24 protein-coding genes and 1 other RNA gene are annotated in these 26,639 nt (G+C 48.9%); 2 read left to right on the forward strand and 23 right to left on the reverse strand.

Going from position 1 to position 26,639, the window contains the following annotated elements; translation table 11 throughout:
* Positions 1-785: 785 nt before the first annotated feature.
* Positions 786-2,171, forward strand: a complete 1,386-nt coding sequence (locus CRN96_RS12935) for a DHA2 family efflux MFS transporter permease subunit (RefSeq protein WP_097042910.1) — start codon at positions 786-788, stop codon at positions 2,169-2,171.
* An 81-nt stretch (positions 2,172-2,252) separates the two neighbouring features.
* Here CRN96_RS12935 and CRN96_RS12940 read toward each other — a convergent pair whose 3' ends face one another.
* The 22 genes from CRN96_RS12940 to CRN96_RS13050 all read right to left on the reverse strand — a co-directional run bounded on the left by CRN96_RS12940 (position 2,253) and on the right by CRN96_RS13050 (position 23,698).
* Positions 2,253-3,158, reverse strand: a complete 906-nt coding sequence (locus CRN96_RS12940) for an AEC family transporter (protein WP_097042912.1) — start codon at positions 3,156-3,158, stop codon at positions 2,253-2,255.
* 157 nt (positions 3,159-3,315) lie between these two features.
* Positions 3,316-4,095 carry a 2-keto-4-pentenoate hydratase gene (locus CRN96_RS12950; protein WP_097042916.1) on the reverse strand — a complete coding sequence of 260 codons (780 nt, stop codon included), beginning with the start codon at positions 4,093-4,095 and terminating at the stop codon, positions 3,316-3,318.
* Between the two features lie 112 nt (positions 4,096-4,207).
* Positions 4,208-4,822 (reverse strand): NAD(P)H:quinone oxidoreductase type IV, encoded by a 615-nt coding sequence (gene wrbA / locus CRN96_RS12955; RefSeq protein WP_097042918.1) that lies wholly within the window; start codon positions 4,820-4,822, stop codon positions 4,208-4,210.
* Positions 4,823-4,918: 96 nt separating this feature from the next.
* Positions 4,919-5,527: a flavin reductase family protein gene (locus CRN96_RS12960; protein WP_097042920.1), complete on the reverse strand. Its 609-nt coding sequence runs from the start codon at positions 5,525-5,527 to the stop codon at positions 4,919-4,921.
* Between the two features lie 12 nt (positions 5,528-5,539).
* A complete protein-coding gene (locus tag CRN96_RS12965; protein ID WP_097042922.1) occupies positions 5,540-6,433 on the reverse strand; it encodes a VOC family protein in 894 nt (297 codons plus the stop codon).
* A gap of 36 nt (positions 6,434-6,469) precedes the next feature.
* Positions 6,470-7,429 (reverse strand): ring-cleaving dioxygenase, encoded by a 960-nt coding sequence (locus CRN96_RS12970; protein WP_097042924.1) that lies wholly within the window; start codon positions 7,427-7,429, stop codon positions 6,470-6,472.
* 308 nt (positions 7,430-7,737) lie between these two features.
* Positions 7,738-8,334, reverse strand: coding sequence for a recombination mediator RecR (gene recR / locus CRN96_RS12975; protein ID WP_097042926.1), 597 nt, complete (start codon positions 8,332-8,334; stop codon positions 7,738-7,740).
* Between the two features lies 1 nt (position 8,335).
* On the reverse strand, positions 8,336-8,659 hold the full coding sequence (locus tag CRN96_RS12980; protein WP_097042929.1) for a YbaB/EbfC family nucleoid-associated protein: 324 nt from the start codon (positions 8,657-8,659) through the stop codon (positions 8,336-8,338).
* A 73-nt stretch (positions 8,660-8,732) separates the two neighbouring features.
* A complete protein-coding gene (gene dnaX / locus CRN96_RS12985; protein WP_097042932.1) occupies positions 8,733-10,373 on the reverse strand; it encodes a DNA polymerase III subunit gamma/tau in 1,641 nt (546 codons plus the stop codon).
* Between the two features lie 117 nt (positions 10,374-10,490).
* Positions 10,491-10,756: signal recognition particle sRNA large type (gene ffs, locus CRN96_RS12990), an RNA gene on the reverse strand.
* 44 nt (positions 10,757-10,800) lie between these two features.
* Entirely contained in the window at positions 10,801-11,529 is a 729-nt protein-coding gene (gene treR / locus CRN96_RS12995) for a trehalose operon repressor (RefSeq protein ID WP_097042934.1), read from the reverse strand.
* A 42-nt stretch (positions 11,530-11,571) separates the two neighbouring features.
* Entirely contained in the window at positions 11,572-13,209 is a 1,638-nt protein-coding gene (gene treC / locus CRN96_RS13000; protein ID WP_097042937.1) for an alpha,alpha-phosphotrehalase, read from the reverse strand.
* 20 nt (positions 13,210-13,229) lie between these two features.
* Positions 13,230-14,681, reverse strand: coding sequence for a PTS system trehalose-specific EIIBC component (gene treP, locus CRN96_RS13005; RefSeq protein WP_097042939.1), 1,452 nt, complete (start codon positions 14,679-14,681; stop codon positions 13,230-13,232).
* A 226-nt stretch (positions 14,682-14,907) separates the two neighbouring features.
* Complete coding sequence (locus CRN96_RS13315; protein ID WP_179647249.1) at positions 14,908-15,756, reverse strand: carboxypeptidase-like regulatory domain-containing protein; 849 nt, start codon at positions 15,754-15,756, stop codon at positions 14,908-14,910.
* Between the two features lie 156 nt (positions 15,757-15,912).
* Positions 15,913-16,698: an ABC transporter ATP-binding protein gene (locus CRN96_RS13015; protein ID WP_097042944.1), complete on the reverse strand. Its 786-nt coding sequence runs from the start codon at positions 16,696-16,698 to the stop codon at positions 15,913-15,915.
* A 224-nt stretch (positions 16,699-16,922) separates the two neighbouring features.
* Positions 16,923-18,242 (reverse strand): hypothiocyanous acid reductase MerA, encoded by a 1,320-nt coding sequence (gene merA, locus CRN96_RS13020; RefSeq protein WP_097042947.1) that lies wholly within the window; start codon positions 18,240-18,242, stop codon positions 16,923-16,925.
* A gap of 73 nt (positions 18,243-18,315) precedes the next feature.
* On the reverse strand, positions 18,316-18,963 hold the full coding sequence (locus CRN96_RS13025; RefSeq protein WP_097042950.1) for a pyridoxine/pyridoxamine 5'-phosphate oxidase: 648 nt from the start codon (positions 18,961-18,963) through the stop codon (positions 18,316-18,318).
* 102 nt (positions 18,964-19,065) lie between these two features.
* The gene (locus CRN96_RS13030; protein ID WP_097042953.1) at positions 19,066-19,701 is read right to left on the reverse strand and encodes a GntR family transcriptional regulator; all 636 of its coding nucleotides are present in this window, start codon (positions 19,699-19,701) and stop codon (positions 19,066-19,068) included.
* Between the two features lie 87 nt (positions 19,702-19,788).
* Positions 19,789-20,619 carry a GNAT family N-acetyltransferase gene (locus CRN96_RS13035; RefSeq protein ID WP_245844732.1) on the reverse strand — a complete coding sequence of 277 codons (831 nt, stop codon included), beginning with the start codon at positions 20,617-20,619 and terminating at the stop codon, positions 19,789-19,791.
* A 122-nt stretch (positions 20,620-20,741) separates the two neighbouring features.
* Complete coding sequence (locus CRN96_RS13040; protein ID WP_218839939.1) at positions 20,742-21,950, reverse strand: 5,10-methylene-tetrahydrofolate dehydrogenase; 1,209 nt, start codon at positions 21,948-21,950, stop codon at positions 20,742-20,744.
* Positions 21,835-23,052 (reverse strand): CopD family protein, encoded by a 1,218-nt coding sequence (locus CRN96_RS13045; protein WP_097042959.1) that lies wholly within the window; start codon positions 23,050-23,052, stop codon positions 21,835-21,837. The genes CRN96_RS13040 and CRN96_RS13045 overlap by 116 nt, the downstream gene beginning before the upstream one ends.
* A 232-nt stretch (positions 23,053-23,284) precedes the next feature.
* Positions 23,285-23,698: a GlcG/HbpS family heme-binding protein gene (locus CRN96_RS13050; RefSeq protein ID WP_097042961.1), complete on the reverse strand. Its 414-nt coding sequence runs from the start codon at positions 23,696-23,698 to the stop codon at positions 23,285-23,287.
* Positions 23,699-23,891: 193 nt separating this feature from the next.
* On the opposite strand from CRN96_RS13050, the gene CRN96_RS13055 reads away from it, so the two are divergent.
* Positions 23,892-25,001: a M24 family metallopeptidase gene (locus tag CRN96_RS13055; RefSeq protein WP_097042963.1), complete on the forward strand. Its 1,110-nt coding sequence runs from the start codon at positions 23,892-23,894 to the stop codon at positions 24,999-25,001.
* A gap of 44 nt (positions 25,002-25,045) precedes the next feature.
* Here the strand turns inward: CRN96_RS13055 and CRN96_RS13060 are convergent, their stop codons facing one another.
* Positions 25,046-26,626 carry a glutathione ABC transporter substrate-binding protein gene (locus CRN96_RS13060; protein WP_097042965.1) on the reverse strand — a complete coding sequence of 527 codons (1,581 nt, stop codon included), beginning with the start codon at positions 26,624-26,626 and terminating at the stop codon, positions 25,046-25,048.
* Positions 26,627-26,639: the final 13 nt, after the last annotated feature.

A 26,639-nucleotide genomic window follows, 5' to 3' on the forward strand; every position in this document is an offset into this window, starting at 1 on the left:
CATAAATGGAAAGCTCATCTTGAGCTCGTATGATACTGACAGTATCAATTGCGTTTTGCGTTGGTCGCCTCAACTGCTTCCATAATGGAAGACTTGTTTATCGGAATTAACGTTGACATATTGTCATTCAGTTTTCAATGTTCTTTTGACTGCTTAACTATCATAACATGCCAGTCTAACAAAAGCAAGTATGTTATTCAAGTTTTTTATAAGTTATCGGCGCTTTTCTTTATTTCTTTTTCGCCCGACAAGATATAACTATACAGGACTCTGCGATGTAATGCAAGCATTAAATTCAATTTCTTTTAAATTGCTTTAAAACTCGTATTTCCTGTTGGATTTCCTGCTCACCCACTGTTGTTGCGTTCAATCATTTAATTGGTGAGTGAACTTAATACTATACCAGCCATTTTAAAGTAATGCAATGGTTTTGATGATTTTCTTTGAAATTAGTTAGAGTGCACTGGTAAAGCTGCGCTTCGTGAACTTCTGGTGCTTGCAAGACCGGGTTACTGACCTGCCGACACTTCAATACCCCAGCTCCATCCTTCTATTTAAGCTTCATCATTATAGTGATCCATCCCTGTTTCTTCTATAGTATGGGTATTCAGCACACATGATGCCCCTTATAATGAAGGAACAGGACTTTACACCGTTCGTCCTTCTCCCTCTTTCTGCCGGATATGTGTGTTTTAAATATTCCCGTGATTCCCGTCATGACAGAATTGACCGGTCATTTCCAATATGAAACAATATAACTGATCGATAAAAGAGGAGTGGGATGGATGGCGAAGGAAAAGGTGCAGTCAAAAGGTGTTGTTGCAGTGGTCATGGCTGCAGCATTTTTATTTACGTTCAGCCAGTTTCTGCTGATCACAGCCTTCCCCACCATCATGGCAGAATTTGATGTCAACACAACACAGGTTCAGTGGCTGACGACAGCTTTCCTGCTGACGAGCATCATATTCATTCCTATGTCCGGGTATTTATCGACCAGGTTTTCATCAAAGGCACTCGTCGTGTTCGCGATGTCATGCATGCTCATCGGGACCATCATCGGCGGCTGGTCCCCGAACTTCTGGGTGCTGCTCTTATCGAGAGTCATTCAGGCGATTGGGGCAGGCATCATCCTCCCGCTCGTCCAGACGATATTACTGATCGTCTTCCCGTATGAAAGAAGGGGTTTTGCGATGGGCATGCTCGGGGCAGTAACCAACGTAGCACCTGCTTCGGCCCCGCCCATCTCCGGATTCATCATCGATGTCCTGGACTGGAGGGCGCTGCACTGGGTGCTGCTCCCTCTCGTTGCCATCACACTTATTGCCGCTGTCTTTTTCATGAAGAACGTCCTTAAGAGGAATCCGGTCTCCCTCGATATGCGATCGATTATATTATCCGCAATAGGGTTCTCCCTCTTCATATTCGGACTGAGCAATATAAGTGTATATGGATTGTTCGACTGGCTTGTGATCCTCCCCATCGCGGCGGGCTTGCTCAGTCTGTGGTTCTTCACCACCAGACAGTTCAACATGCCGTACCCCGTGCTCGATTTAAGTCTGTTCAGAAACCGGAATTTTACGCTGGCACTGATACTTGTCTTCATCAATATGATGCTGCTCCTTTCCACCGAGACGATTCTGCCGATGTTCTCGCAAACGGTGCTTGGGACGAGTGCTTTCTTATCAGGTTTCCTGCTTGTGCCCGGGACGATACTGTTGTCCATCATCACTTTCATATCCGGTGCCCTGTACGACCGCTTTGGCGGAAAGGCCATCTCCATCACCGGGTTTGGACTGACTTCACTGTCGCTCGTGCTTCTCAACACTGTCGGCATGGACAGCTCCCCTTACTTCATCATGGGATATTTCTGCATATTCATGTCTGGCTTCGGACTGACTTTGATGCCGCTCGTCACTGTAAGCATGGCAGAATTGACGGAAGATGAAATCCCTCACGGGTCTGCAATCAACAATACAATCCGCCAGTTCGCGATGACTTTCGGCGTCATCGTACTGACGTCCATCATCAGCATCACCGTCTCCCTGATGGATGCTCCGGTCCGGCTCAGCACTTATTGGGGCACGACTTACGCCTTCGCCGTAATGGCGCTGCTTGCTTTCATCGGATTCCTGCTCACTTTCAGGCTGAAAGATAAATCACGCTACCGGTAGATGAAAATCTCCGCACCCTGTTAAGGGGCGGAGATTTTTATTGTTCATTTCAGAATGTATTTAATGCCGTTGCACCGCGGACTAGACGCCGAGCAGATATAAGCATATCGGTATCGTGATGATGCTGATCAGAGTTGTGATGAGTGTCGAGAAGGACACCACGTTCGGTTTTACATTGAACTGGACCGCAAGCATCGTCGAGTTCGCTGCGACCGGCATTGCGTTCAGCAGGATGAAGACCATCTTCATCGTCTCGTCCACCGGCATCACAAGGACCAGCAGCGCTGCGATCACCGGTGAAATGATCATGCGGATGGATACGACCGCCGTCACATCTTTGATGGCGAAACTTTCTTTGGTTATGCGGGCGAGCTGCATGCCGAGTATCAGCATCACTACAGGGATTGCTGCATTGCCCGTCATTTCGACGATATCCATTATCCCTTCATCGAGCCGGATATTGAAGAGCTGGAATAACACTCCGGCAATAGCACCGTGGATGACCGGTATTTTAAATATATTGGTCACCGCCTCCCTCACCGTAATCGTTGCGCCGCTGCCGAACGAGGCGATGAAGATGCCCACCGTACTGATGACGAAACCGTGCAGCACCATGAGCACGATCGCATAATCGAAAGCGACGGCACCCAAAGCAAACAGTGCAACGGGTGTGCCGTAGTTCCCGCTGTTGGGAAATAAAGTCCCGAGCAGTATGGCCGACATATCCTCTTTGGATGACTTCATGAAGTAACCCCATATCACTGTAATCACCATCAATATCCCCGTAAGCACAAATGTGAAGATGAATAAGTACAGATAATCTATCGTGAGTGGATTACGATAGAATGTATTGAATGTGAGGATCGGCAATAATATGTAAAGTGACATGGCAGAAATTGATTTGATGTCGAACTTGAGCATCTTATCCGCAACATAGCCCGCCGCGAAAACCAGGAATACAGGGAGGATGATCATGAGTAAATCCATTGGGTCACACCACTTTCTGTTGAAGTTGAATTGGACTGCCTTATTACACTATATGATAGATGATATATATGGATCTGCACAGACTTTTATGACGAATGGAAAGAAAAGCGGCCCTACTGCAGGAAGGACCGCGACCTTGTGCAAGATTTGCAGGATTTCATTTCACAAAAAATGAGACTTCCCCGATTCCGCTGTATTTCACGGCGACATGATCCCCTTTTTCGATCAGATGGGCTGCTGTGATGCCACCGGTCAAAACCGGCTCGCCCGCTTTGATCACTTTACCTTCCTCACTCAGCATCTTCGCAAGCCTCACGACGGAATGCACCGGATTCCCGAGCACGGCTGCACTGGTCCCTGAATCCTTCAGCTCACCGTTGATCTTCAGGTTGACGCCGATTACATCCAGATCGAATTCCGCAGGATTGAAATGCTTCTCACCGAAAACCACTCCCGCTGCCGAAGTGTTGTCTGCGATGACATCAGCCAGTGTGAAGTTGAAATTCTCATAGCGGCTGTCGATGATCTCAATAGCTGGAATGATGAACTTCGTCGCCTTCAATACATCAAATGCTGTGACATCAGATCCTCCCAGGTCTTCCGAAAGCACGAATGCGATTTCCGCTTCTATTTTAGGATGTATGTACCCGCTGATGTCGATATCACCCTCCTCGACCATATGCCTGAATACATAGCCGTATATCGGATCATCGACATTCATCTGCTTCATCTTCGCTTCACTTGTCAGACCCATTTTCGGTCCCAGTATTTCATGCCCTTCCTCAATATGCTGCCGGATCAATTCCTGCTGAACGACGTATGCCTCTTCAATCGTCAATTCCGGATATAAATCTGAAGTGATTTTCTTTATTTCTTTCTTATCCTTATAAGCCTGATGCACATAATCCGCCAGTTCCTTCATTTTCCCAGTATCCATAATGACCTCCATACGATTTGACCGAAAACTCTGTCAGTTTTTATTATCTTCATATATAGTAACATAAATAAAAAAGAGACCTTCGTAAAAGAAGGTCTCCGCATACTCATATTTAATTGCTGCTTCCTCTTTTAATCATTTCAGCCACATTGACTGTGCGGGTTGCCTGATGCTTGACAGCATCCTCCACATCTTCCACCATTTTGCCATCCTGATCGACGGTGACACTTGTGCCGTACGGGTTACCGCCTGCACCGAACAATACCGGATCTGTATAACCAGGAGATGCGATAATTGCACCCCAGTGAAGCATTGAAGTATATAATGATAATATCGTCGCTTCCTGACCGCCATTCGGGTTCTGCGCTGAAGACATCGCACTGACCACCTTATTGACGGTCTTGCCCTCAGCCCAGATGCCGCCCTGGATATCGATGAACTGTTTCATCTGTGAAGCCATTGTACCGAATCTCGTCGGAGTGCTGAATATGATCGCATCCGCCCAGACGATATCATCCGAAGTTGCAACAGGGATATCTTTTGTTGCGTCGATAGTCGCTTTCCATGCTTCATTGCCTTCAATGACCGATTCGGGCGCCAGCTCCTGCACTTTCAATAACTTGACTTCCGCACCGGCCGCTTCTCCTGCCTCTTTGGCCCACTTCGCCATTTCATAGTTAGTGCCGCCCATGCTGTAAAATATAACTGCCAACTTAACGTTTGCCATATTGTTTTCATTCTCCTTAGATCTATTGAATAATTTTTTGAAAAAGCTCATTTTAAATGCTCACTTTCTGTTCTGCTTTTGTATTCCTTCTATTGACTACTCCGGCCGCTCGACGGTGAATATCTCACCGATTTCAGCGTAGTCATTCCCTGCCAGCCTGCTGACCGCCTTCAGCTTCAGCGGATCTATATACCCGTTGTGATAAATATCTGCATCGATATGATAATGCTTTACTTTCAACAGCAGCAGATCGGTGGTCGGAACATTTTCTTCATTATATACGACCACATTTTGATACAGTTCTGTTTCATATCTGACTTTTGCTTCATTCAGGCCCGGCACTGCCACAGTTTTCGACTCTGTTGTCGTGAAGTGTGAAATATCCAGTTCACTTTCTGTTTCGGATAAAGATGCCGACGTTTTATTTGCTTCTTCGACATTATCCGCATCCACGATATGCAGCACCGCTTCCTTATTTTCAAGGATATTCCTTGCCGTATCCTTGCTTTCGCCGTTTGAACGCTGCACGGCGACCGAAAGCATCGGCGGATTATAGGTGACGATATTGAAATAGCTGAAAGGCGCTATATTGATCACCTCATCCGACATTGTCGCAACAAGCGCAATCGGCCTTGGGATGACAGACCCGATCAGGAATTTCTTCTTCTCTTTTTCCGTCAGTTGTTCAGGGGAAAAATCCAGCATGAAAGCAGCTCCTTATATATCCAATTTAGGCAGAGTCTTTTCATACTCGGCTCTGCGGTGTTCATACTGCTCCGGCAGTTTCAATGAAGTGCCGAGTTCCGATTGATCTTCGTCCACATCGAATCCCGGACCGTCTGTCGCGAACTCAAAGACGATATTGCCTTTTTCACCGGTGTAGATGGACCTGAAGTAAGTCCGGTCCCTCACTTCCGTCACGCCGTAACCGGCAGAAGTCAAAGTATCCTGCCACTCTTTCAGGACTTCGATATCCGGCACCGACCAGGCGATATGGTGCACTGTGCCGATGCCGAAGCGACCTCGCGGCTGGGGCGGAAGGGAAGTCACGATATGGTGCTTTTCAGCACCCGCCGTTTCAAAATGATGGTTATCGTCTCCGGTTTCAACCATTTCCAATCCCATCCTGCCCGTCAGCAGCTCCTTCGTTCCTTCCGGATCTCCGGATAACAGCTCGGCGCCGTGGAATCCGAGAATATTATCTGTATCAGCCGTTTCAGTACCTTCAACGATTGCGAGATCAAGGCCGTGGACGTCACTGAACTCCAGCGTCTTCGCTCCGAAGAACTCAGTCTCCTCAGTTTCGATACCGTGATCGGCAAGGTGCTTTTTCCAGTAACCCAGACTGCCGGCAGGTACGCGGTATGCGATCCTGCCGACCTGGCCGCTGCCTTTCCTGCCCACATTATCATTCGTCCATGGGAAGAATGTGATGACGGTCCCCGGCGTTGCATCCTTGTCTGCGAAATACAGATGGTACACGCCCGGATCGTCGAAATTCACCGTCTGTTTCACCAGCCTCTGACCCAGCACGTCCCTGTAAAACTTTAAATTCTCATTCGGGTCGCCGACGATGGCTGTAATATGGTGGATCCTTTTGATTGCTTCCATAACTTCATCTCCTGTTTCATATATCATTCATCATTTTTATTTATCTGAACGTGTTGTATCGAAATGGCGGACCTGCGCTTCGATTTCTGCACGCTTAGGCTCGAGCATCGGCGGCAGTGCCAGGCTCTCACCCAGAGTCTCATACGGCTCATCGCCCATGAAACCCGGACCGTCGGTGGAAAGCTCGATCAAAATATGGCCGACTCTGGCGTAGAGCGCTTCAAAATAAAACCTGTCGACATTGCCCGAGTGGCCCACACCGAGCTCATTATACCTTTTTTCCCATGCTTTGATTGCATCATGATCTGCGACTCGGAAGGAGACGTGATGGACTTCGCCGTAGCCCTGCTGCCCCTGCTGCGTCTCATCTTTCCTTAAGATCACCTGGCCGCCGTTGCCTCCCGCTCCGACGTCGAACAAAGTGACGTCACTTTCCTCAACGACCGGCTTCATGCCGTAGATGTCAGTCAGCACCTGCTTGAAATCCTCATAATAGTTCACTGTAATCTCAATCGGACCAAGACCGTAGATCGCTTTATCTTCAGGGACGGGACCGTTCTTCCACGGAGTACCCGGCGCGACACCTTCATTATTTTCATCCGAAAACAACTGATACCTCTGTCCATCCGCTTCCTCGAACGGCAGGACCTTTTTGCCGAACAGCTCTTGGATGCCTTCATTTTTGACATCGAACTCTTTAAAGCGTTCCAGATAATACTCGAGGGCCGCATCATTTGGCACCCTGAGTCCCGTACGCGTAATCGAGTTTGTGCCCCGCACCCCTTTTGGATTATTCGGGAAGTCGAAGAAAGTCATATCCGTCCCCGGATTCCCGACATCATCTGCATAAAACGTATGGTATGTCTGGATATCATCCTGGTTCACAGTCTTTTTGACGAGGCGCATACCGAGCACCTCCGTCATGAATTCGTAGTTTCTGACCGCATCGTCCGTCATCGCCGTGACATGGTGGATACCTAATAATTCTGTACTCATAAACAAAACTCCCTTTTATTAATTATCTCAATTTCGAGATATAATTTTTATTTAAAAGCTTATATCCTGGATATAAACTTGGTTTATGCTGCTTCTATTGCTGTTTTTCCACTCATCGAATATTCAACCTCTACCCGGCTTAAGGGGAAAGTGAAACATATTGAAGGTAACAAAATCATATTAAATCTAATATATTTCGATTCCGAGATTTATTATAGGATAAAAAGATTTAATAATCAAGGATCGGGCTCGGGGGCTCAATTGTTTTCTATACAAGAAAACTCCCCTGCGTGAGCAGAGGAGTTCTTTTATAATTCCGTACGGTATTCAATCGCTTTGGACAGTGTCACTTCATCTGCATATTCCAGATCGCCGCCGACCGGGAGACCGTGGGCGAGCCTGGTGGTCTTCAGGCCGATCGGTTTGACGAGCCTTGAGATATACATTGCGGTCGATTCACCTTCGATATTCGGATTGGTCGCAAGGATGAGCTCTTTGACATTCTCATCTTTCAGACGTTCCAGCAGGGCCGGGATGTTGATGTCTTCCGGGCCGATGCCGTCCATCGGGCTGATTGCACCGTGCAGCACATGATACATCCCGCTGTACTCGCGCATCTTCTCCATCGCGATTACATCCTTGGTATCCTGCACGACACAGATGATGCTTCTATCCCTCGATTTATCCGTACATATATAGCATGGGTCCACATCGGTGATGTGCCCGCATACTGAACAAAACTGCAATTCCCGCTTCACCTTCATCAGGCTGCGTGAGAAATCGACAACATCTTCTTCTTTCATATTTAAAACATAAAATGCCAGACGCTGGGCTGTCTTCGGCCCAATGCCCGGCAATTTCATGAAGCTGTCAATGAGCTTTGAAATGGGTTCGGGATAATGCATATTACATCATTCCTGGAATATTCAAGCCCTGGGTGTGCTTGCCCAGACGGTCGCTCATCAATGCATCTGCTTTTGTCATCGCTTCATTTGTCGCTGCAACGATGAGGTCCTGCAGCATCTCGATATCATCCGGATCCACGACTTCCTCGCTGATCTCGACGTCGACGATTTCCTTATGGCCGGATACTGTGACTGTCACCATGCCGCCGCCTGCTGTACCTTCGACTCTTTCTTCTTTCAGTTTTTCCTGCTCTTCTTCCATTTTCTTCTGCATCTTCTGCATCTGTTTCATCATGCCCTGCATATTATTCATTCCACCGCGCATTTATAATTCCTCCAATATATATCATTTTTCATTTATCCATTATATATGATTATCATTATACTATAAACCATTATTATTCCCTAGTTTCCACTATGCTGCTGTCAAAAAGTTCCTTCGCTACATCCGACGGTTTCTTCTCGTTTGTTGCAGGCTGTGATTTTTCGGATTTCCGTTCTTTGATATAATCCGCCCGTACCTGCTGCCAGCTCGATTGCGGCACACCGACCACCTGCACTTCTTTGCCGATGATCGTCGGGATGATTGCTTCCAGTTCTTGTTTCTTCTTATCATCCGTGTTGATCAGCTCGGAATGCACATCACTGTCAAACTTGATCAGGACATGGGTATCACTTGCCGCCACCGGTTCCGAGTCTTTTATGAGCGACCTCAAAGCGTGGAAGTTCTTCTCTTCGACATACTGGTACACCTGCGGCCAGCCATCCTTCAATTTCACGATGTCCTCTTTGTTGGCTTTGTCCAGTACCTTTTCAATCTGGCTGACTGAATAGCCCTTCCCGCCCGGCCGCTTCGCTTCGGTCCGCCGGCCATTATTCGGCTGCGGGGAGAACTGGGCGTGCTCAAGACGTCTTTCCAGCTCGTTCAGCTTTTGTTCTATATGCGTCAGGTCCACTTCAGGGGCTTCCACCACATTGCTCCGCTTCGACAGCACTTCTATCAGTTTCACGATCACGACTTCAAGATGGACGCTCGTGTTCACGGAGAAGCGCATCATCACCATCGCATCGTTCAATACATCGATCATTTCATATAATACTTTGTCTTCAACATTGAAAAATGCGATGCTTTCATCGATTTCATTCGAATGCTTCATTAAAATGATGTCCCTGATGTAGTAGACGAGCTCATGTATCAGCCGTGTCGGGTCTTTCCCTTCATCGATGAATTCATGATACTTGATGAAGGCGGCCCTCGAATCCTGATGTTCGATCAGCTTCAGCCACTCATTCAGCGACTCCTGCTTGATGCCGCCTGTGATCATGACCACATCATCCAGGGTGATGGTGTCGTTGCTGTATGCAATGACCTGATCCATGATGCTGAGTGCATCCCGCATGCCGCCTTCCGCCGTCCTTGCGATGTATTCTATCGCACCTTCATCATATTGGATGGACTCGGAATCGGCTACGAATTTCAGCCTCCCGACGATTTCATCATTTTCGATCGCCTTGAAATCAAACCGCTGGGTACGTGAGATGATCGTCGCCGGTATTTTATGCGGTTCGGTGGTCGCAAGGATGAATATCGCATGTTCAGGCGGCTCTTCCAAAGTTTTCAGAAGTGCGTTGAATGCGCCTGTCGTGAGCATGTGCACCTCATCGATGATATAGACTTTATAGCGGGTGAGGGATGGGGCATATTTCACTTTCTCCCTGAGGCTTCTGATTTCATCGACACCGTTATTGCTCGCAGCGTCGATTTCAATGACATCATTTGCGCTGCCGTCCGTGATGCTGAGACAGACATCACATTCATTGCACGGCTCGCCTTCCGCACCGAACTGGCAGTTCAGCGCTTTTGCAAATATTTTCGCGATGCTCGTCTTCCCGGTCCCCCTCGGACCACTGAACAAATAAGCATGTGATTCCTTGTTTCTTGTAATGGCATTTTTCAATGTTTTGGTGACATGTCCCTGTCCTACGACATCCTTGAAACTCTGCGGACGAAAGGCACGGTATAACGCCTGATACTCCATCCAGCGGCACCTCCGAATTATCTTATATCGTTCCCTATTATAACATTAATCCATAATGCATTACGAACTAAAAAAAGACTGCATCTATTATCAATAGATGCAGTCTCGCATATGTAGCCGTGCACCGCTTCTTCGAGAAGACAGCACAAACGTTACTTAAAATACCGACTCAACCCCGGCGACCCTACGGCACATAGGATTAGCCACTTAATGCTGCTTCCTTCCGGACCTGACATGGTTCGCGACGTCCTATTGCATAGGACCGGGATCTCAACACCGGTAAGATTAAGGCAGTCTTCACACTGCTTCCCTCGGAAGCGGAATTCAGCCTTGCTGGAGCGGATTGCAAGTACAGGGCACCGCTAATTCCCCACTTAGCACGGTATTTAACATAATACCAAAATTATTTTTATGATGCAAGCATTAATCATTCACCCGTGAACCTTCTTGAAAAATCTACAAATCTGAACTCGCTTGCCAGATGCTTCGATACATTGTACTGGAAAGGGGTGGCATCGCTCAAATGCACAACCGACTTCACATTTGCGGTGTACGGCGGCGTCACGGGGCCGAACAGCTCGATGTCCAGTTCCGTCATCGGTTTGAACGTGATTTCCTTATGTGAATACGAAATGCTGTGTCCGAGCCGTTTTTCGATATACTCATATATCGAGTCCTGTGCAATCTCCTCCGTCAGGCCCGGCATCATATCGTGAATAAAATAATCCATGTCCACGATATGCGTCTTGCCTTCATACTTCCTCTGCCGGACCAGCTGCCAGAGCAGTGTCTCCCCTTTCAGGTCGAGGGCACTTTGGACATGCGGCACTTCACCCGCTTCGATTTTTTCCATAGTGTGGACGACGGTGGTGTAGACCCTCGTCTGCTGCGCCTGGACTTCCTTGAAGCTCGTCAGATGGGAGACCGTCAAATTCATTGAAGGATTGTAGATGACCACTGAGCCTTTTCCCTTCATCTTCTGGATATAGCCGTTTTCCTGGAGCAGGCTGAGCGCCTTCCTCACCGTTTCACGGGAGACCCCAAACTGCCTGAGCAGCTTATGTTCAGACGGCAGGACGTCCCCGGCCTCATATTTCCCCTCGACGATATCGCTGGATAACGACTGGTAGATTTGATTGTATTTGTTTAGATTCATAGCGTCACCCGGATCTTTTCATTTTGGACTTGCCTTCATTCATCATTTCCTGTAGATCATCAGTGCCTCGAAAGGCCTTAATTCATTGTCCTTGACATCATAATTTGAAATCAGGACTTCACCATCACGCGCAACCTCTTCCGGCCAGGCCACATACTTGTCGCTGTAGTTGGCGATCACAAGCAGCGACTCCCCATCGAGCGTTCTTTCATAGACGAATAAATTCCTGTCCTTCATCAACATCGGCCTGATGTCGCCCGAAGTGAGGATTTCCATCTCATGCCGCATTTCGATGAGCTTCTTGTAGGTGTAGAAGACGGAAGTTTCATCTGCAACGGCTTTTTCAGCGTTGATTTCCGGATAATTGGGTGCAGTTTCAATCCAAGGCTCCCCGTCCGTGAAACCTGCATGAGGGCTTCCATCCCACTGCATGGGCGTCCTTGCATTATCGCGGGATTTCTTTTTCAATATATCCATCACCTGCTGATAGCTGTATCCCTTCTCCCTGAGGATATCATAGGCATTCAGGGTTTCAACATCCCTGTACTGGTCGATCCGGCTGAAACCCGGATTGGTCATGCCGATTTCCTCGCCCTGATAAATATAAGGCGTGCCCTGAAGGCCGTGCAGGGAAATCGCAAGCATTTTGGCGCTTCTCACACGATTTTCCTCAGTGTCATCTTTACCAAAGCGGGAAACCACCCTCGGCTGGTCATGGTTGCACCAGAAAATCGCATTCCAGCCGTTGCCCTCGTGTATGCCGAGCTGCCACTTCATCAGTGTCTCCTTCAGAAGTATGAAGTCGTAAGACGCATCCGTCCATTTCTCACCGCCTGGATAGTCCACTTTCAGATGATGGAAGTTGAAGACCGAGTTCAGTTCCTCACGCTCCGGGGCCGTGTATTTGATGCAGTGGTCGATGGTCGTCGACGACATTTCCCCGACCGTCATAATCTCTTTCCCGCCGAAAGTACGGCGGTTCATTTCATGGATATATTCATGGATGCGCGGACCATCAGTGTAAAACTCCTTACCCGGTCCATCGGAATCTTTAAATTCCCCCTTGGACAGCAGGTTCACGACATCGAACCTGAAGCCGTCGACACCGAAATCAATCCAGTAATTGATCATCTCATAAATCTCACTCCGGACCTTTTCATTATCCCAGTTCAAATCCGCCTGGGTGACATCGAACAGCCTTAAATAGTACTGATTCGTATTATCATCATACTGCCAGGCATTGCCGCCGAACTTGGATTCCCAGCTTGTCGGCGGTGAGTCATATGTGCCGTCCTTCCATATATAATAATCCCGGTAAGGATTATCTTTCGATTTTTTCGATTCCACAAACCATGGATGCGCCGTCGAAGTATGGTTGAATGCAAGGTCCAGCATGACTTTCAAGCCTTTTTCATGCGCTTCGTCCATCAGCGCCTTCAAGTCCTCTTTCGTGCCGAATTCCGGGTTGATCTCATAGTAGTTGCTGATATCGTAGCCATTGTCCCGCATCGGGGATTCATAGACAGGTGTAAGCCATATATAATCGACGCCCAAAAATGCCAGGTAATCCAGCTTTTCGATGATGCCGCGGATATCACCCGTGCCGTCACCCGTCGAATCGTTGAAGGATTTTGGATATACTTGATACACCACGGATTTTTTCCAGTCTGAAACTGCCACTTTTAAAAACTCCTTTATATTTAATCTACATCCACCATGTCTTTAGTCTGTGTCTTCGCAAATTTGGAGAAGACCAGTGTTAATACGAAAGGCACCACGATCGCAACGATCATGCCGATCAGGAATAGTCCCCAGAACTCCTGTGTGATCGAGATGATTCCGGGCACTCCGCCGACACCGATGCTCGTCGCAGTCAGGACGCTTGCACCGAATATCGCACCGACGACAGAAGTGGTGAGGATTGCGGCGACGAATGGATATTTCAGAGGCAGGTTGACACCGAACATCGCAGGTTCGGTCACGCCAAGCCAGCCGGAAATGCCGGAAGTGAGCGCGAGACCTTCCTCTTTCTTCTTATTGTTCCTGCGGTAGATGAACCATGCACCGAAAGCGGCAGAGCCCTGTGCAATGTTTGAGATCGCAAGGATTGGCCATAGGAACGTCGCCCCCGTCGTCCCGATCAGCTGCAGATCCACAGCGAGGAACATATGATGGAGACCCGTGATGACAAGCGGTGCATAGAACAGGCCGTATACTGCACCGCCGAGTATGCCCGCAGTGTCGAACAGCCAGACGATGCTGTCGGATATGATGCTGCTCGCCCATAATGTAATAGGTCCTACTATAATGAACGTCAGTATGCCGACGACCAGTAAAGAGATCGGTGCGACAAGCAGCAATTTGAACATATCAGGCACACGCTGATTCAGGAAGGCTTCGACTTTTGCCAGGAACCATGTCGCCACAAGTACAGGGAGCACCTGGCCCTGGTAGTTCAACTGCTCGACTTCAAGCCCGAACACATTCCATGTCGGGATTTCCGCAAGTTCCCCAGCTTCCTGGTCGAACAGCCCGTACTGACTCGCAAGGTCCGGGTGGCACAAAGCCAGACCGAGCGCGATGCCGAGCAGCGGGTTCCCGCCGAACACTCTCATCGCCGACCAGCCGATCAGCACCGGCAGGAAGATGAACGGTGCCACTGCGATGAAGTTGATCATGCTCGCAAGACCTTCTATGCCCGGGAAGACACTGATGAACGATTCATTTTCCCAGAACAGGCCTTCTGCCGTCAGCAGGTTGTTGATACCGAGCAGGAGGCCCGCCGTAACGATCGCAGGTAAAATCGGTATGAAAATATCACCGAGCATTTTGATGAACCGCTGGATCGGATTCATCTTCGTCGCTGCGGCCTTCTTCACTTCCTCTTTGGATCCGCCGCCTTTACCTGTCTCCTCTTCAAAAATTTTGAAAGCTTCGTCCACCGTCCCCTGGCCGATGACCACCTGGAACTGGTTGTTCGCTGCAAAAGAACCTTTGACGAGGTCGATCTGATCCAATTTCTCCTTATCCACTTTGCTTTCATCTTCAAGTGCCAGACGCAGTCTTGTCACACAGTGCGTCGCTGCATTGACGTTTTCCTTACCGCCGATGGCTTCAATGATTTTCCTGACATCATCACGATTTACCGCCATTCCACTCACCCCTTCATTTACAAAAAACTTTATCATGTATATACAACGAACACAAGCAGTTTCACCTTAGATATCTGTATTTTCCAAAAACTCAATTTTCTTCTGTAAAATAAAAAAATCACCGGGCTCGGCGAACCGAATCCGGTGATCTTTTAGGATAGGAAATATTTTATTATTATCAGTTAATTAATATATACCACATATTTACCGTTTAAAACATATAAATTTAATTATTTCTCACTTTTTTTAAAATAAATACAAAAAGGCTGATTAAAATAAAGACCGCACCGGTTATCATGAGCGTCCAGTCCATTGAAGTGAACCCGGCCGCCTCCTCTGAAAGCACCACTTCTTCCGTCTCCACCGCTTCATCCTCTTCTTCAGTCACTTCTTCTTCCACTGAAGCCAGGGCAATGCGGAGTCCTCTTTTCGATCTGTCCGTCAATTCGATTTCTTCAGGTGCTTCCGCAACTTCATATTCAGCAGCTTCCACTTCAATTTTGTACTGCCCTGAAGGTATGTCATCAAAAGAAAAACTGCCGTCCTCTTCAGATTCTATTGTTTGTTCTTCAAATCCGTCACCTGTCAAAGTCAGTTCCACACCGCCGACACCATGATTTTCATCATCCATCACGGCGCCTGTAAGCGAGAATGCCTCGACCGGCAGGATGTCTACATTCACAACCCGCGGTTCATCTTCCTCCACAGGCTCTTCCATGACCGGATCCTCGATGACAGGCACTTCTATTATCGGTTCGGGTTCAGGCTGCGGCTCGGGCTCAGGCTCCGGTTCTGGCTCAGGTTCGGGTTCCGGCTCAGGCTCTGGTTCACCATACTCTTCCACAGGCTCCCACCCTGAAGGTTCATCGTTATAATAACCATCATTAAAATCATTGTAGCCATTGTCATTATAATTGTTGTAATCATCATTATAGTAGGTGTTATCGTCGTACGAGTTATCCGGGAAGGCACGGGACGGCTCCTCTTCGCCGGAATCATCCGTATCACCATTTGACTCCTGGTTGTTGTCCGTGTCGCCCTCTTCCTCCTGATCATCAACGGCCTGTTCATTCATACTCTGACCGGGCTGAAATGTATTTGCCATTGCACCGGCCGGAAACAGGACCAACATGAGTGACGATATTATAAACAGCAGTTTGACTTTGATGACTTCCACTCCTCTACTGGTTTGTTGAATATCCACATTTAAATATATCATAAACGCAGCAGATTATTTATCGGAAATTGAAAGCCAGGGGCGTTTATTTTCCCAGTGGACTTTGACCGGGATTTTATAGATGTCGCTTAAGTTCGCAGAAGTCAGGACATCTTCTTTCCTGCCGCCGGTCACCACTTCCCCGTCCTTCATAAGGAGCACGTGTGTGATTACATCCGTGATCTCCTCGATATGATGTGTCACATAGATCAGGTGGCTGCTCCTGTCCCTGATGCTCTGTGTGATGCTGAGGACATCTTCACGCGAGAGTATGTCGAGGCCCGAACACGGTTCATCCAGGATCAAGAGATCCGGGTCCGCCATAAGCGCCCGCCCGATGATCGTCCGCCGCTTCTCACCCTGTGAGAGTGTCCGGAACACCTGACCCTTCAAATAATCCAGACGCAGGTCGTTCATGATGCCTTCAGCTTTTTCACGGTCCGCACCGGTCACTTCCTGATAGATGCCGAACGATGAGAACTTCCCGCTGAGTACGATATCCTCGACCAGCTGGTTGTTCAATGTCACATCAAAGCGCTCCAATGCCGTGGAAACGACACCGATCTTTTTCCGCATCTCCGGTATGCTCGCCTTGCCGAAAGTCGTATCGAGCACGGTGACGCTGCCCTTCGTCGGATAATTATATCCTGTGACGATATTCAAAAGCGACGTCTTCCCCGAGCCGTTCAGCCCGAGCACCGCCCAGTGCTCCCCCCGGTCCACAGACCAGCTGACATCCTTTAAGATCTCCTGGCCTGATTTGATCCACTTCACATTTTGTATGTCGATGATTTTATCCAATATGTATCACTCCAATTTGATGATTACCTATATCATAATCAATTTTGGGTGTAAAAAGAAGACAGGACAAGCCCTGTCTTCAAATTATTCTAAATTTTATGTGTTTATTATTCAACCGGTTCATAATATTTAATAATTGAGCGCCTCCGGCTGAATCTTGATCTACGCTCATCAATATATCGTCACTGGAGATATATTTAGACAAGCCGCATTCCAAAAGCACTTTATACATCAAATAAATTATTGAACGACTCTGCCATCGTCGGATGCGTATAAATATTATTTTTCAGCGCAGTCGCGGTGATATCATGGTCGATGGCGAGTTTCACGATATTGATGATTTCCTCAGAGTGCCTGCCGTAGAGGCTTGCACCGAGTATTTTATCGGTCTCTTTGTCCACCACGGCTTTGAAGACGCCCCGCTCATCGTCATCCACTTTATGGCGCGGTATCTCCTTGACCGGAAGTTTGCCTTCGGCCACTTCGTGCCCTTTCTTCTTCGCCTGTGAAGCGGTCATGCCGACCCTCGAGAACGGCGGGTCGATATAGACGGTGTAAGGCACCGCCCCTCGGTTTTCAGTCGTCCTTCCGCCGTCACCTTTCAGCTGGTCGTAGACGATCCTGAAGTCATCATGGGAGATATAAGTGAACTGCATGCCGCCTTTGACATCGCCGAGCGCAAAGATATTATCTGCAGTCGTGCGGAGGTGCTCATCCACTTTGACCGCGCCGTCCTCATCCAGTTCCACATCCGTATTTTCAAGCCCCAGTCCTTCAGTGTTCGGATTCCGCCCGGTCGCAATGAGCATGGCATCTGCCTTGAATGTGCCGTTATCCGTCTCGGCAACCACACTCTCCCCGTCATTATAGACTTTAGATGTTTCCGTATCACTCACGAATTCGATGCCCGCTCCAACCATATCTTCATAAACGGCCGTCCCGATATCTTTATCTTCCTTGATCAGAACATGCGGGGACCTGTCGATGACCGTCATTTTTGTGCCGAGTGTGGTGAATAAAGAAATGAACTCCAATGCCACATAGCCCGCACCGAGCACGATGAGGGAATCCGGCTGGTCATCAAGCTCCATGATGCCTTCGGAATCAAAGATGTTATTTGTGGTGTCGATGCCTTCAATGTCCGGTATGTTGCTTTTCGCCCCGGTGTTGATGACGACCTTTTCCGCAGTGAGTTCATCTATGACCTGATCGTTCTCCACTATTTCAACCGTTTTATTATCCTTGAAGCGTGCAGTGTTCGTATATATGTCCACATTTTCGTTGTCTTCCAGTTTTTTACGATTTTTCTCATTCAAATCGTTGACCACATTGGTTTTCCGGCTCATTGCCTCCCTGAAATTCCGGCCGCGTCCCGCTTCTTCAATCAAGGTTTTTGAAGGGATGCAGGCCGTGTTGATGCATGAGCCCCCGTACATTTTAGGGCTTTTCTCTATAAGTGCAACCTTTTGACCGTCTTCACCGAGGGCCCCTGCGAGTGTCTTGCCGCCTTTACCGAAACCGATGATGATGATATCGTAGTTCATTTAAAACCCTCCCGTAATATTCAATACTATATATATTCCCGGTATGGATGAATTGAAACGATATGTACATTCCCTACGGCCAGAGCAGCATCTTTTTCCACCCGTCATCCACTCTCTCATATTTGAGGCGGGTATGGACGAGGTCTTTACGCGCCTGGAAGAATTCCATTTCCGACGGAATCACTTTATATAATGTCCAGGTCTTGAAGGCTTCCGGGTTTTCTTTCACCTGCCTCGCGGCTTCCCGCATTTCCCGTTCCAGCTCCTCCATGCTTCCAAGCTCAAAGCTCTGCTTTGCGGTCAACGACAAGGCTTTGGAAGCCGGGTTCCGCCGGATGAAGTCATTCCTGTTCAATTCCTCAGGTGCCGCCTCCGCATGCCCTGTGATGCGAATCTGCCTGCCGACCTCGCGCCAGTAGAACGTCATCGCAACATTTTTGTTTTTTTGCATATCCTGTCCCTTGCGGCTTTCAGCATTTGAACCGATGATGAAACCATCAGCCTCCATATCGCGCAGATTGACGATCCGCGAGCTTGGCGCTCCCTCCCCGTCCACCGTACTGAACATGAATGCACTCGGCTCAACGACTCCTGTCTCCACCGCGTGTTCAAACCATTCATAAAAAGTCTCGAATGGATCGTCCGGTGCTGTCTCCGCCTTAAAGTCAGGATAGTCGCCTGACAAAGCAGGACTTTTATATATCAGTTTTTTAATGTCCATAATAAACTCCTTTCCAATATATAATACCTTTTAAAATACGGATGTGTCAGCCGGCAATAAAAAACACTGCGCATTATTAGTTTGCACAGTGTTCAATCGTTTTTATATCATGCTTTTCCCCCTGCAGCAGTATTCGCATGCCTCTTCGAGGTGCCTTCGGAGCAGTTCGGACGCACGCCTCACATCACCGTCCTCCAGTGCTTCGACCAGCCGGGTATGCTGGCTGATGATTTCATCCTGATGATTGATCGTCACTTCACTTGTGATGTCCACCAGCGTACGGAACACATTCCGCTGCGTATTCCAAAGATGCATCAGCGTTTCATTGCCTGACATCTTTACAAGAAGATAGTGGAAGGACAAATCCGTTTCTATATCACGTGTCTCAAAATCACTTGCGTCTTCCATCATACGGATATAATCATATAAGTGGCTTTTATATTTTTCAAACAACTCCTGGTCCATCCGGTTGACGGCGTGCGTTTCCAATAAAATGCGGGCGTCGTACAAATCCCGGATGCCTTTGATGTCGTAGCCGACGGCCACCGTCCTCCCATTCGAACGTTTCTCGGCCATCCTTTCGGTAGTCAATATCATCAATGCGTCCCGGATGGGGCCGCGACTCACATCATATCGCTTGGCCAGCGTCACCTCCCCGAGTCCTTCCCCCCGTTCATATTTTCCAAGGACGATTTCCTTTCTCAATTGATCCGCTATTTCTGTGGCATTATACTGCATGAACTCACCCCTTTGAGTTTTCAGAATTGTTCAATTTATATTATAAGTTTAGAAAACACCGGCTGGTTTGTCAATCTGCCCTTAAATTCACTCAAGTCTTAAATCACCTGTTTTCACAAAAACATACTCTGCATGGAATTCATAAGGCTGGAGATGGACTGCCGAATAGCCTGCTGTAAAGAGTGACCCGAACTTCTCCCGCGTCTTCATCCGCCAGTCCAGTGCGAGGCCCGGATCATCCGCTTTCAGCTGTTGGAATTCTTTCGGCACTGCAAGGGTATAGGCAGGCGCATCCAGGTCCCCAACTTCCCCTTCAGTGTATACAGGAAGGCCGCTTCCATTCTCCCCGACAGCATTCAAAGGCACTGCATCACCCGGAATCCGCATATCCCGCTCCCTGACATGAGCGCTGTCGAGATGCCAGTCCACCTCGAAGCGGTCGGAAGGGAGCCCTTTATTGATGCCGTCCTTCATTTCACCATAGCAGTTTTCAATATATGTATTACAGATACCGTTCAATTTGGTGAGGTTCAAGTAGGCATTCCTAGTCTCAAGCGGATCAAACGTCCATCGGATGAGATCGTAGCCTTTTTCGAGCGCAATCTCCCGCTGCCGCCATTTCAGCTGCTCGCCGATCTTCCGGGAACGGTGCGCCGGCCTGATGGCGAGCATATGCGAGCACAAAAATGTCTTCCCATCCTTAAATCCGGCAAACCCGTAACCGAACCCGACGATGTCACCTTCCTCGAAAGCCCCGAGCATGATGCCGCCGTTTTTGACGGCGGTATACGTCTGATGCAGAGGCACCGGCACCTGCTCCCATATCTGCTGTTCTATATCCTGCACCATGGCCAGCTCACCCATGGTCTTCAATTCTTTGATCACTGCCATGCCGTCGACTCCCCCACTATAATTCATTCTGACTTTTCACTTACTATAATACGTAATCCGCCCCAGCACAATAAACACCGCGGTTAAAAAATAAAAAACACCCCGGAAATCATTCCCGGAGCGGTTCAGTACATTTATTCTAATTATACTCATAAATCACTCGACGATCTGTACTGTTCACGGTAACGCTGACGGTAGCCGTATGTGCTTTTCTTGATCAGATCCTGATCCTGGACGCCGGCGCCGATTGCGCCCACCACTGTGGAGAGTGAGGCTGCAAACCATGCCACTTCGATATAGAACACGATCGTGACTTCATCCGGGACGATATGATTGACCACGTACCCCGGCGGGAGCAGCACCAGTGCCGCTGTAAAGAACATCATATACAATACGGCAAAGTAAAATAGTACGGAAATGAAAAGCGTCAGTGCCGTTGCACCATTATAAAGTTTGAGAATCCGCTTGTTCTCTTTCCCCCTGACACGTTCCCACAAATCATGGGAAATGATGATCCATAAAGCCATCGCAGAGACCGCAAGCAGCGATACCGCAGCCATCCGGCCAAGCGGAAAGAGGTTGCTCAAATTCCACATCGTTGAAAACAACATACTGAAAGTGCCGGTCGCAAAGGCCAGAGCCACGACCGAGCTCAGGCTCCGCATCATATTGAACGGGTTGTTCGCCCAGGACATGCCGGCGATGAGGCGCAGCCGCCCGCGCCAGCTGTCTTTGATGTAGTAAACCGAATGGTTGGCATCCGTTTCATCGAGAAAAACCTCTTCATAAAATACCCGGCTTGTCTTCAAGTAATTGTTGAACGTTGCCGTCAGTTCTTCCCGACCCGCATTTTCGCGGACATTCCTGATGATGGAAACAATCGTTTTGAGTACGCTCTGCTTGATCGGCGGCCAGCCGAAGGCCGGCAGCGAAATGAGACCGACCCCGGTCTCATTGTTGATATCGACCGTAGTAACCATCTCTCCGTGATAGACAGGCAGGTCAGTGATGAAAAGCGTATGGTCCCAGTCATACTTCTCCCGATACTCGTCGGTCTTCTCATAGAGTTCCTCGATCAGCTCCGCATAGCCGGTGAGGGGGTCCACATGTGTGCTGACCTCCCATTCGATGTCTTCATCCAGTTCCCGGCCGAGCATGTCCGGCAGCTCTGCTTTAATCTGTTTCGCAAGACGATCCGGCGCCCCGGGAGCTGCAACAATGCCGATATGTTTTTCCGTCATATCATTTCTCCTCCTCCGCTTCGTCGTGTTCCTGTTTTTCGCCGGAATACGCTTCTTCCTCTTCATCCTTTTCATCATGTTCCTGCTTTTCACCGGATTCATCAGTTTCCTCGTCATCCGCGTTTGATTCCTCTTCTTTTTCCTCTTCCAGCTGCCTGTATCTGTACCATTGCCTGTAGGAATATGTGATGTTCCGGATCTTGTCCTCCTCTTCCACCGTTGAACCGAATGCGCCAGCCATGATTCCGGCAGAGGTCGCGAACCATATCAGATCCAGGTAGTCATGCCATTCCACATTCACTTCAACATTCGGATCCGTCCATGTTTCAAAGAGCCCCATCGGGACAAAGGTGAGGATGGAAACCGTGAGCAGCAGACTGACCACGGCATAACTCACCACTGTCAGGACCAGGAGGGTCAGCAGGGTCGTGAAGTTGTAAAGGCGCCTGTATGCAGGCTGGTTCCGCGATGACCGCATCTCCCACAGGTTATGGGCATAAATCAGCCATCCGACCATTCCCGCCACAGCAATCACCATCAGCAGAATCAGACGCCATGCCGAGTAATCGAGGCTGAGTTCCCAGGGTGTCCGGAATATCGATATGTAGGTCCCGGTCGCAAATGCCAATGCCACAATCGTCCTGAAATTACGGAACTCCGTCAGCGGTTCATTCAGGGAGGTCATGCCCCCGGTGAGCCGGATCCAGCCGCCGACCGTCGATTTGAGTATATAGCGGCGTCTCTCGTCCTCCTCATCTATCGACTTGACCGAGGCGATCCGGTTTATGAAATCCGGCTGGACGTCCTCCGTATCCTCTTCCGATCCTTTGCCATACAATATTTCCATGTGGTGGATTAGGAGGGTTTCGAGCTTTTTTTTATTCCTGAAGACCCCGATCGCAGGGACGGAAATCAATGAAAGCTTCCTGTCGTAATCGAATTCGGAGAGGACGACTTTCTTGTTCGATATGCTCGGAAGGTCGGTGACGGCGATCGCCATATCCCACTCATTCTCTCTCTGGATAGAACCCAGCCTGTCGAAAATCTCATTGATATATTCAGCTGAGCTTGCCAGGGGATCCGTCTTAAAATCGATGTCCCAGTTGATATCCTCCTCCATAGAGGGGCCGTCCAATTCTCTTAAGCTGTCCATGATATCCTTCAGGAACTTCTCGGGCAGTCCGGGCGCCGAAACCACACCGACAACCATTTTCTTCATTGTTTTCCACCGCCTTCATCTCTACTTCCGTTTCTCCCCGGATGCATATCTATACCCGTTTAAATCTGAAACATTCCCGTCATCCACTCATCCGCGGCGAGCTTTGCATCTCCAGTCCCATAACCACTTCTCCGCTTCATTCATGCTCTTAAAACCGTACCCCTGTCCATAAAAAATAACCATCACTTTTATTTTAAAGTGATGGTTATATGTTATCCATTTTTCTATAATCTTACTTATTGTCTTCAAAAGCTTTGACAGCCGCTTCAGCCACCTGTACATCCTGTGGCACCGAGCCGCCGCTCACGCCGACTGCACCGACGACTTTGCCGTCTTTCTCAAGCGGGATACCGCCGCCGAATACGACGATGCGTCCCTGGTTCGTCGTGTTCAGGCCGAACAGTTCAGCTTTCGGCACTGTCGCCTCTTCAAGCGCTGATGTCGGCATCTTCAATGCGACAGAAGTCCATGCCTTGTTCTGTGCAACGTCAAGGCTTGCGATCCATGCATCATCCATACGATGTGTCGCAATCAGGTTGCCCCCTGCGTCCACAATGGAAATCACCATTTGTACACCAATGTCCGATGATTCCTTTTCCGCGCTTTCAATCAGTTTCTTCGCCAGTTCCAAGTTCAATTCACTCACTAGATTACCTCCTGATTTTAATTAATGATTCATGTATTTATTTAAGATGTCGAATCGTGCTGCTGCCTTCAGTCTATCACAGTGTAAATTCATTGTGTAGGAACCTGCATGAATATTCATTTTATTCCGTAATTTTCCCGTCCGCAAAAATTTTCTGTAGTATAATAAAGTGAATACCACTAGGAGGAATATCATGGCCATCGATTATCATTCAAGGTTGAATCAATTTATTTCGGCTGCGTCAGATAAAAATACCGGGCTGATCATCATCACCGACCCGGTCAACATCTTCTACTTCACCGGTTTTTACGCGGATCCGCATGAGCGGTATATGTCGCTCATCATAGGTTCTGCCGGTGAGAGTTATTTATTCGTTCCGGCGCTGGACCGGGATGCCGCCGCGGAAAAGGCAAAGGTCGATCATATCATCCCCATTTCCGACGAGGAGGACCCGTTCGACATATTGGGGCAGCACCTCGGGGCTTCCGTCCATACCATCGGTGTCGAGATGAACGTTATGACGGTCGCGCATCAGAACGGCATCCAGTCCATTTACAACGAAGCGGCGTTCGTGGACATCCAATCCGAAATCAACGCCCTCAGAGTCTATAAGTCGAGGGAGGAAGTCGAGGGTCTGAAAAAAGCGGTGGCCCTCATCGAAAAAGTGCTGGATAAAGGGCTTGAAACCGTTGAGAGAGGGATGACGGAGGCGGACCTCGTCGCTGAATTCGAATACTTGATGAAGAAATACGGCGCATCAGGCCCGTCGTTCTCAACGATGGTGCTTTCCGGCGAAAAGGCTGCCCTGCCCCACGGCAAGCCGGATGATACGAAGCTTGAGGATGGGGATTTCCTCCTGATCGATTTCGGCGTCATCACCTACGACAGGTACTGCTCCGATATCACCAGGACATTCGTGATCGGTGAAGCGGATGAAAAGCAGAAGGAGATCTACGATATCGTCAGGCGCTCCACCCAGGCAGGCGTGGATGCTGTGAAAGCGGGCGTGCCGCTGAAGGAATTCGACATCGCCGCGAGGAATGTCATCGAGGAGGCGGGTTACGGCGAATATTTCAACAACAGGGTCGGCCACGGGCTCGGCATCGAAGTGCATGAAGCACCATCCATCCACCATTTGAATGAAGACATCGCAAAACCAGGCATGGTCTTCACGATCGAGCCCGGCATCTATATCCCGGGTTACGGCGGCGTCCGCATCGAAGAGGAAGTCTACATCAATGAAGACGGCAAAGCGGAAGTGCTGACGAACTATCCAAGGGATCTGCGGGAAATCTCCTTATAGAAGACAAAAAAACAGGACTGAATTTTATTCAGTCCTGTTTTCATTTACTCTTTACTGACGTCGCTTAAAAAGTGGAAGCTTGCCGGATGCTGGGCATATCCTTCGATATCCTCACTCATGCCCGTCAGCAGGTATGGATGGTAGATCGGGATGATCGGTGCTTCCTCAAGGATGATCTCCTGTGCCTCTTCGTACAGATCCAAACGTTCATTTTCATTGATTTCAACTCTCGCGTCTTCCAACAATACATCCACTTCTTCATTCGCATAACGGGACCTGTTTCCTGAATCCCCGATGCTCGAAGAGTGGAACAATGGATAAAGACCGTAATCCGCATCCATCGTCACCGTCCCCCAGCCGCCGATGAACATATCATGGCTGCCGCTGCCGACGTAGTCCAGATATGCACCCGGATCGATCTGATAAATCTCAAGGTCGATGTTCAGCTCCTGCAGCTGCTCCTGTATATAAGTCGCGATATCCGCTGCGGTCCTGTCCTGAACGACGATTTCAGCCGAGAATCCTTCTTCATAACCGTTGTCCTCCAGCAGTTCCTGCGCCGCCTCGACATCATATCCGATGCCGTCTATATCCTCACTGTGGCCGAACACCGCCGGGCTCAGCAAAGTGTCTGCAGCGACGGCCTTGCCTTCAAGCATGATGCTGATGATATCCTCTTTATCAATTGCGTGGGCAATTGCCTGACGGACGACAGGGTCATCAAACGGTTCAACTTCAGTGTTGAAGCCGACATACTCCATCCTGACACTTTCGGTTTCATTCACCGTCGTGCCCTCACCGGAATTGATCTGTTCGAAGTCATTCGGGTCGAGCGGGAAAATCAGGTCCGCATGACCGGTCTGAAGTTCGGCGATGCGTGTCGCATCTTCAGGCACTGCGTTGAATGTGAAGACGTCCGATTCCGCCTCTTCGCCCCAGTACGCTTCATTTTTGACGAGGGTCACATAGTCGCCTTCCGAAATCTCTTCAAATTGATAAGGCCCGGTCCCGACCGGATTTTGATGTACGGCGGTCAGCTGCTCATCGGCCGCATAGTCCTCTTCAATCACTGCAGGGCTGATCATGCCGCCTGCAGGATGTGCAAGGTGTGACGGGAGTGCTGCGAACGGGCTCGAAGTATGGATATGTACCGTATAGTCATCGATGACCTCCACCTCTTCTATCAGCTCGAATAAAAATGCGACAGGCGATCCGACTTCTTCATCCGTCACCCTGTCGAGGTTCGCTTTCACCGCTTCTGCATCCAGCACCTCACCGTCATGGAACTCCACACCTTCCCTGATCTGGAATTCCCATGTCGTGTCGTCGACCTGCCCGTAACTTTCTGCAAGCCCCGGCTCGAGCTCGAGTTCAGGGGTGAACTCCACAAGCCTTTCATAAATGTTCACGTTCACATGATTCGACGGCTGATCGTTCGCCGCATGCGGATCCAGTGAGTTCGGTGTCGCAAGCAGACTCATGTTGACCGCTTCTCCGCCCTGCTGCCCTTCAGCTTCCGCCGATTCTTCAGAAGTTTCTTCGGCCGCTTCATCCACTCCGCCGTCATCGGTGCAGGCGCCGAGCACAAAAAGCATGGAAAAAACCAACAGTAAATATTTCTTCATTTAAAAAACAGCC

This window comes from Salinicoccus kekensis, from assembly GCF_900220995.1.
In the GTDB taxonomy this organism is placed as follows: Bacteria; Bacillota; Bacilli; order Staphylococcales; family Salinicoccaceae; genus Lacicoccus; species Lacicoccus kekensis.

Bases quoted from the DNA above. Each gene is read 5' to 3' on its own strand.
- CRN96_RS13035 (WP_245844732.1), bottom strand. From the start codon at position 20,619: ATGAATTATAGTGGGGGAGTCGACGGCATGGCAGTGATCAAAGAATTG.
- wrbA (WP_097042918.1), bottom strand. From the start codon at position 4,822: ATGGCAAACGTTAAGTTGGCAGTTATATTTTACAGCATGGGCGGCACT.
- CRN96_RS12950 (WP_097042916.1), bottom strand. From the start codon at position 4,095: ATGGATACTGGGAAAATGAAGGAACTGGCGGATTATGTGCATCAGGCT.
- merA (WP_097042947.1), bottom strand. From the start codon at position 18,242: ATGAACTACGATATCATCATCATCGGTTTCGGTAAAGGCGGCAAGACA.
- CRN96_RS12940 (WP_097042912.1), bottom strand. From the start codon at position 3,158: ATGGATTTACTCATGATCATCCTCCCTGTATTCCTGGTTTTCGCGGCG.
- CRN96_RS12965 (WP_097042922.1), bottom strand. From the start codon at position 6,433: ATGGAAGCAATCAAAAGGATCCACCATATTACAGCCATCGTCGGCGAC.
- recR (WP_097042926.1), bottom strand. From the start codon at position 8,334: ATGCATTATCCCGAACCCATTTCAAAGCTCATTGACAGCTTCATGAAA.
- CRN96_RS13055 (WP_097042963.1), top strand. From the start codon at position 23,892: ATGGCCATCGATTATCATTCAAGGTTGAATCAATTTATTTCGGCTGCG.
- CRN96_RS13040 (WP_218839939.1), bottom strand. From the start codon at position 21,950: ATGACGAGGAAACTGATGAATCCGGTGAAAAGCAGGAACATGATGAAA.
- CRN96_RS13025 (WP_097042950.1), bottom strand. From the start codon at position 18,963: ATGGACATTAAAAAACTGATATATAAAAGTCCTGCTTTGTCAGGCGAC.
- CRN96_RS12960 (WP_097042920.1), bottom strand. From the start codon at position 5,527: ATGCTGGATTTTTCCCCTGAACAACTGACGGAAAAAGAGAAGAAGAAA.
- treP (WP_097042939.1), bottom strand. From the start codon at position 14,681: ATGGCGGTAAATCGTGATGATGTCAGGAAAATCATTGAAGCCATCGGC.
- CRN96_RS12935 (WP_097042910.1), top strand. From the start codon at position 786: ATGGCGAAGGAAAAGGTGCAGTCAAAAGGTGTTGTTGCAGTGGTCATG.
- CRN96_RS12980 (WP_097042929.1), bottom strand. From the start codon at position 8,659: ATGCGCGGTGGAATGAATAATATGCAGGGCATGATGAAACAGATGCAG.
- CRN96_RS12970 (WP_097042924.1), bottom strand. From the start codon at position 7,429: ATGAGTACAGAATTATTAGGTATCCACCATGTCACGGCGATGACGGAC.
- treR (WP_097042934.1), bottom strand. From the start codon at position 11,529: ATGAATCTAAACAAATACAATCAAATCTACCAGTCGTTATCCAGCGAT.
- dnaX (WP_097042932.1), bottom strand. From the start codon at position 10,373: ATGGAGTATCAGGCGTTATACCGTGCCTTTCGTCCGCAGAGTTTCAAG.
- CRN96_RS13315 (WP_179647249.1), bottom strand. From the start codon at position 15,756: ATGAATGAACAGGCCGTTGATGATCAGGAGGAAGAGGGCGACACGGAC.
- CRN96_RS13045 (WP_097042959.1), bottom strand. From the start codon at position 23,052: ATGAAGAAAATGGTTGTCGGTGTGGTTTCGGCGCCCGGACTGCCCGAG.
- CRN96_RS13060 (WP_097042965.1), bottom strand. From the start codon at position 26,626: ATGAAGAAATATTTACTGTTGGTTTTTTCCATGCTTTTTGTGCTCGGC.
- CRN96_RS13030 (WP_097042953.1), bottom strand. From the start codon at position 19,701: ATGCAGTATAATGCCACAGAAATAGCGGATCAATTGAGAAAGGAAATC.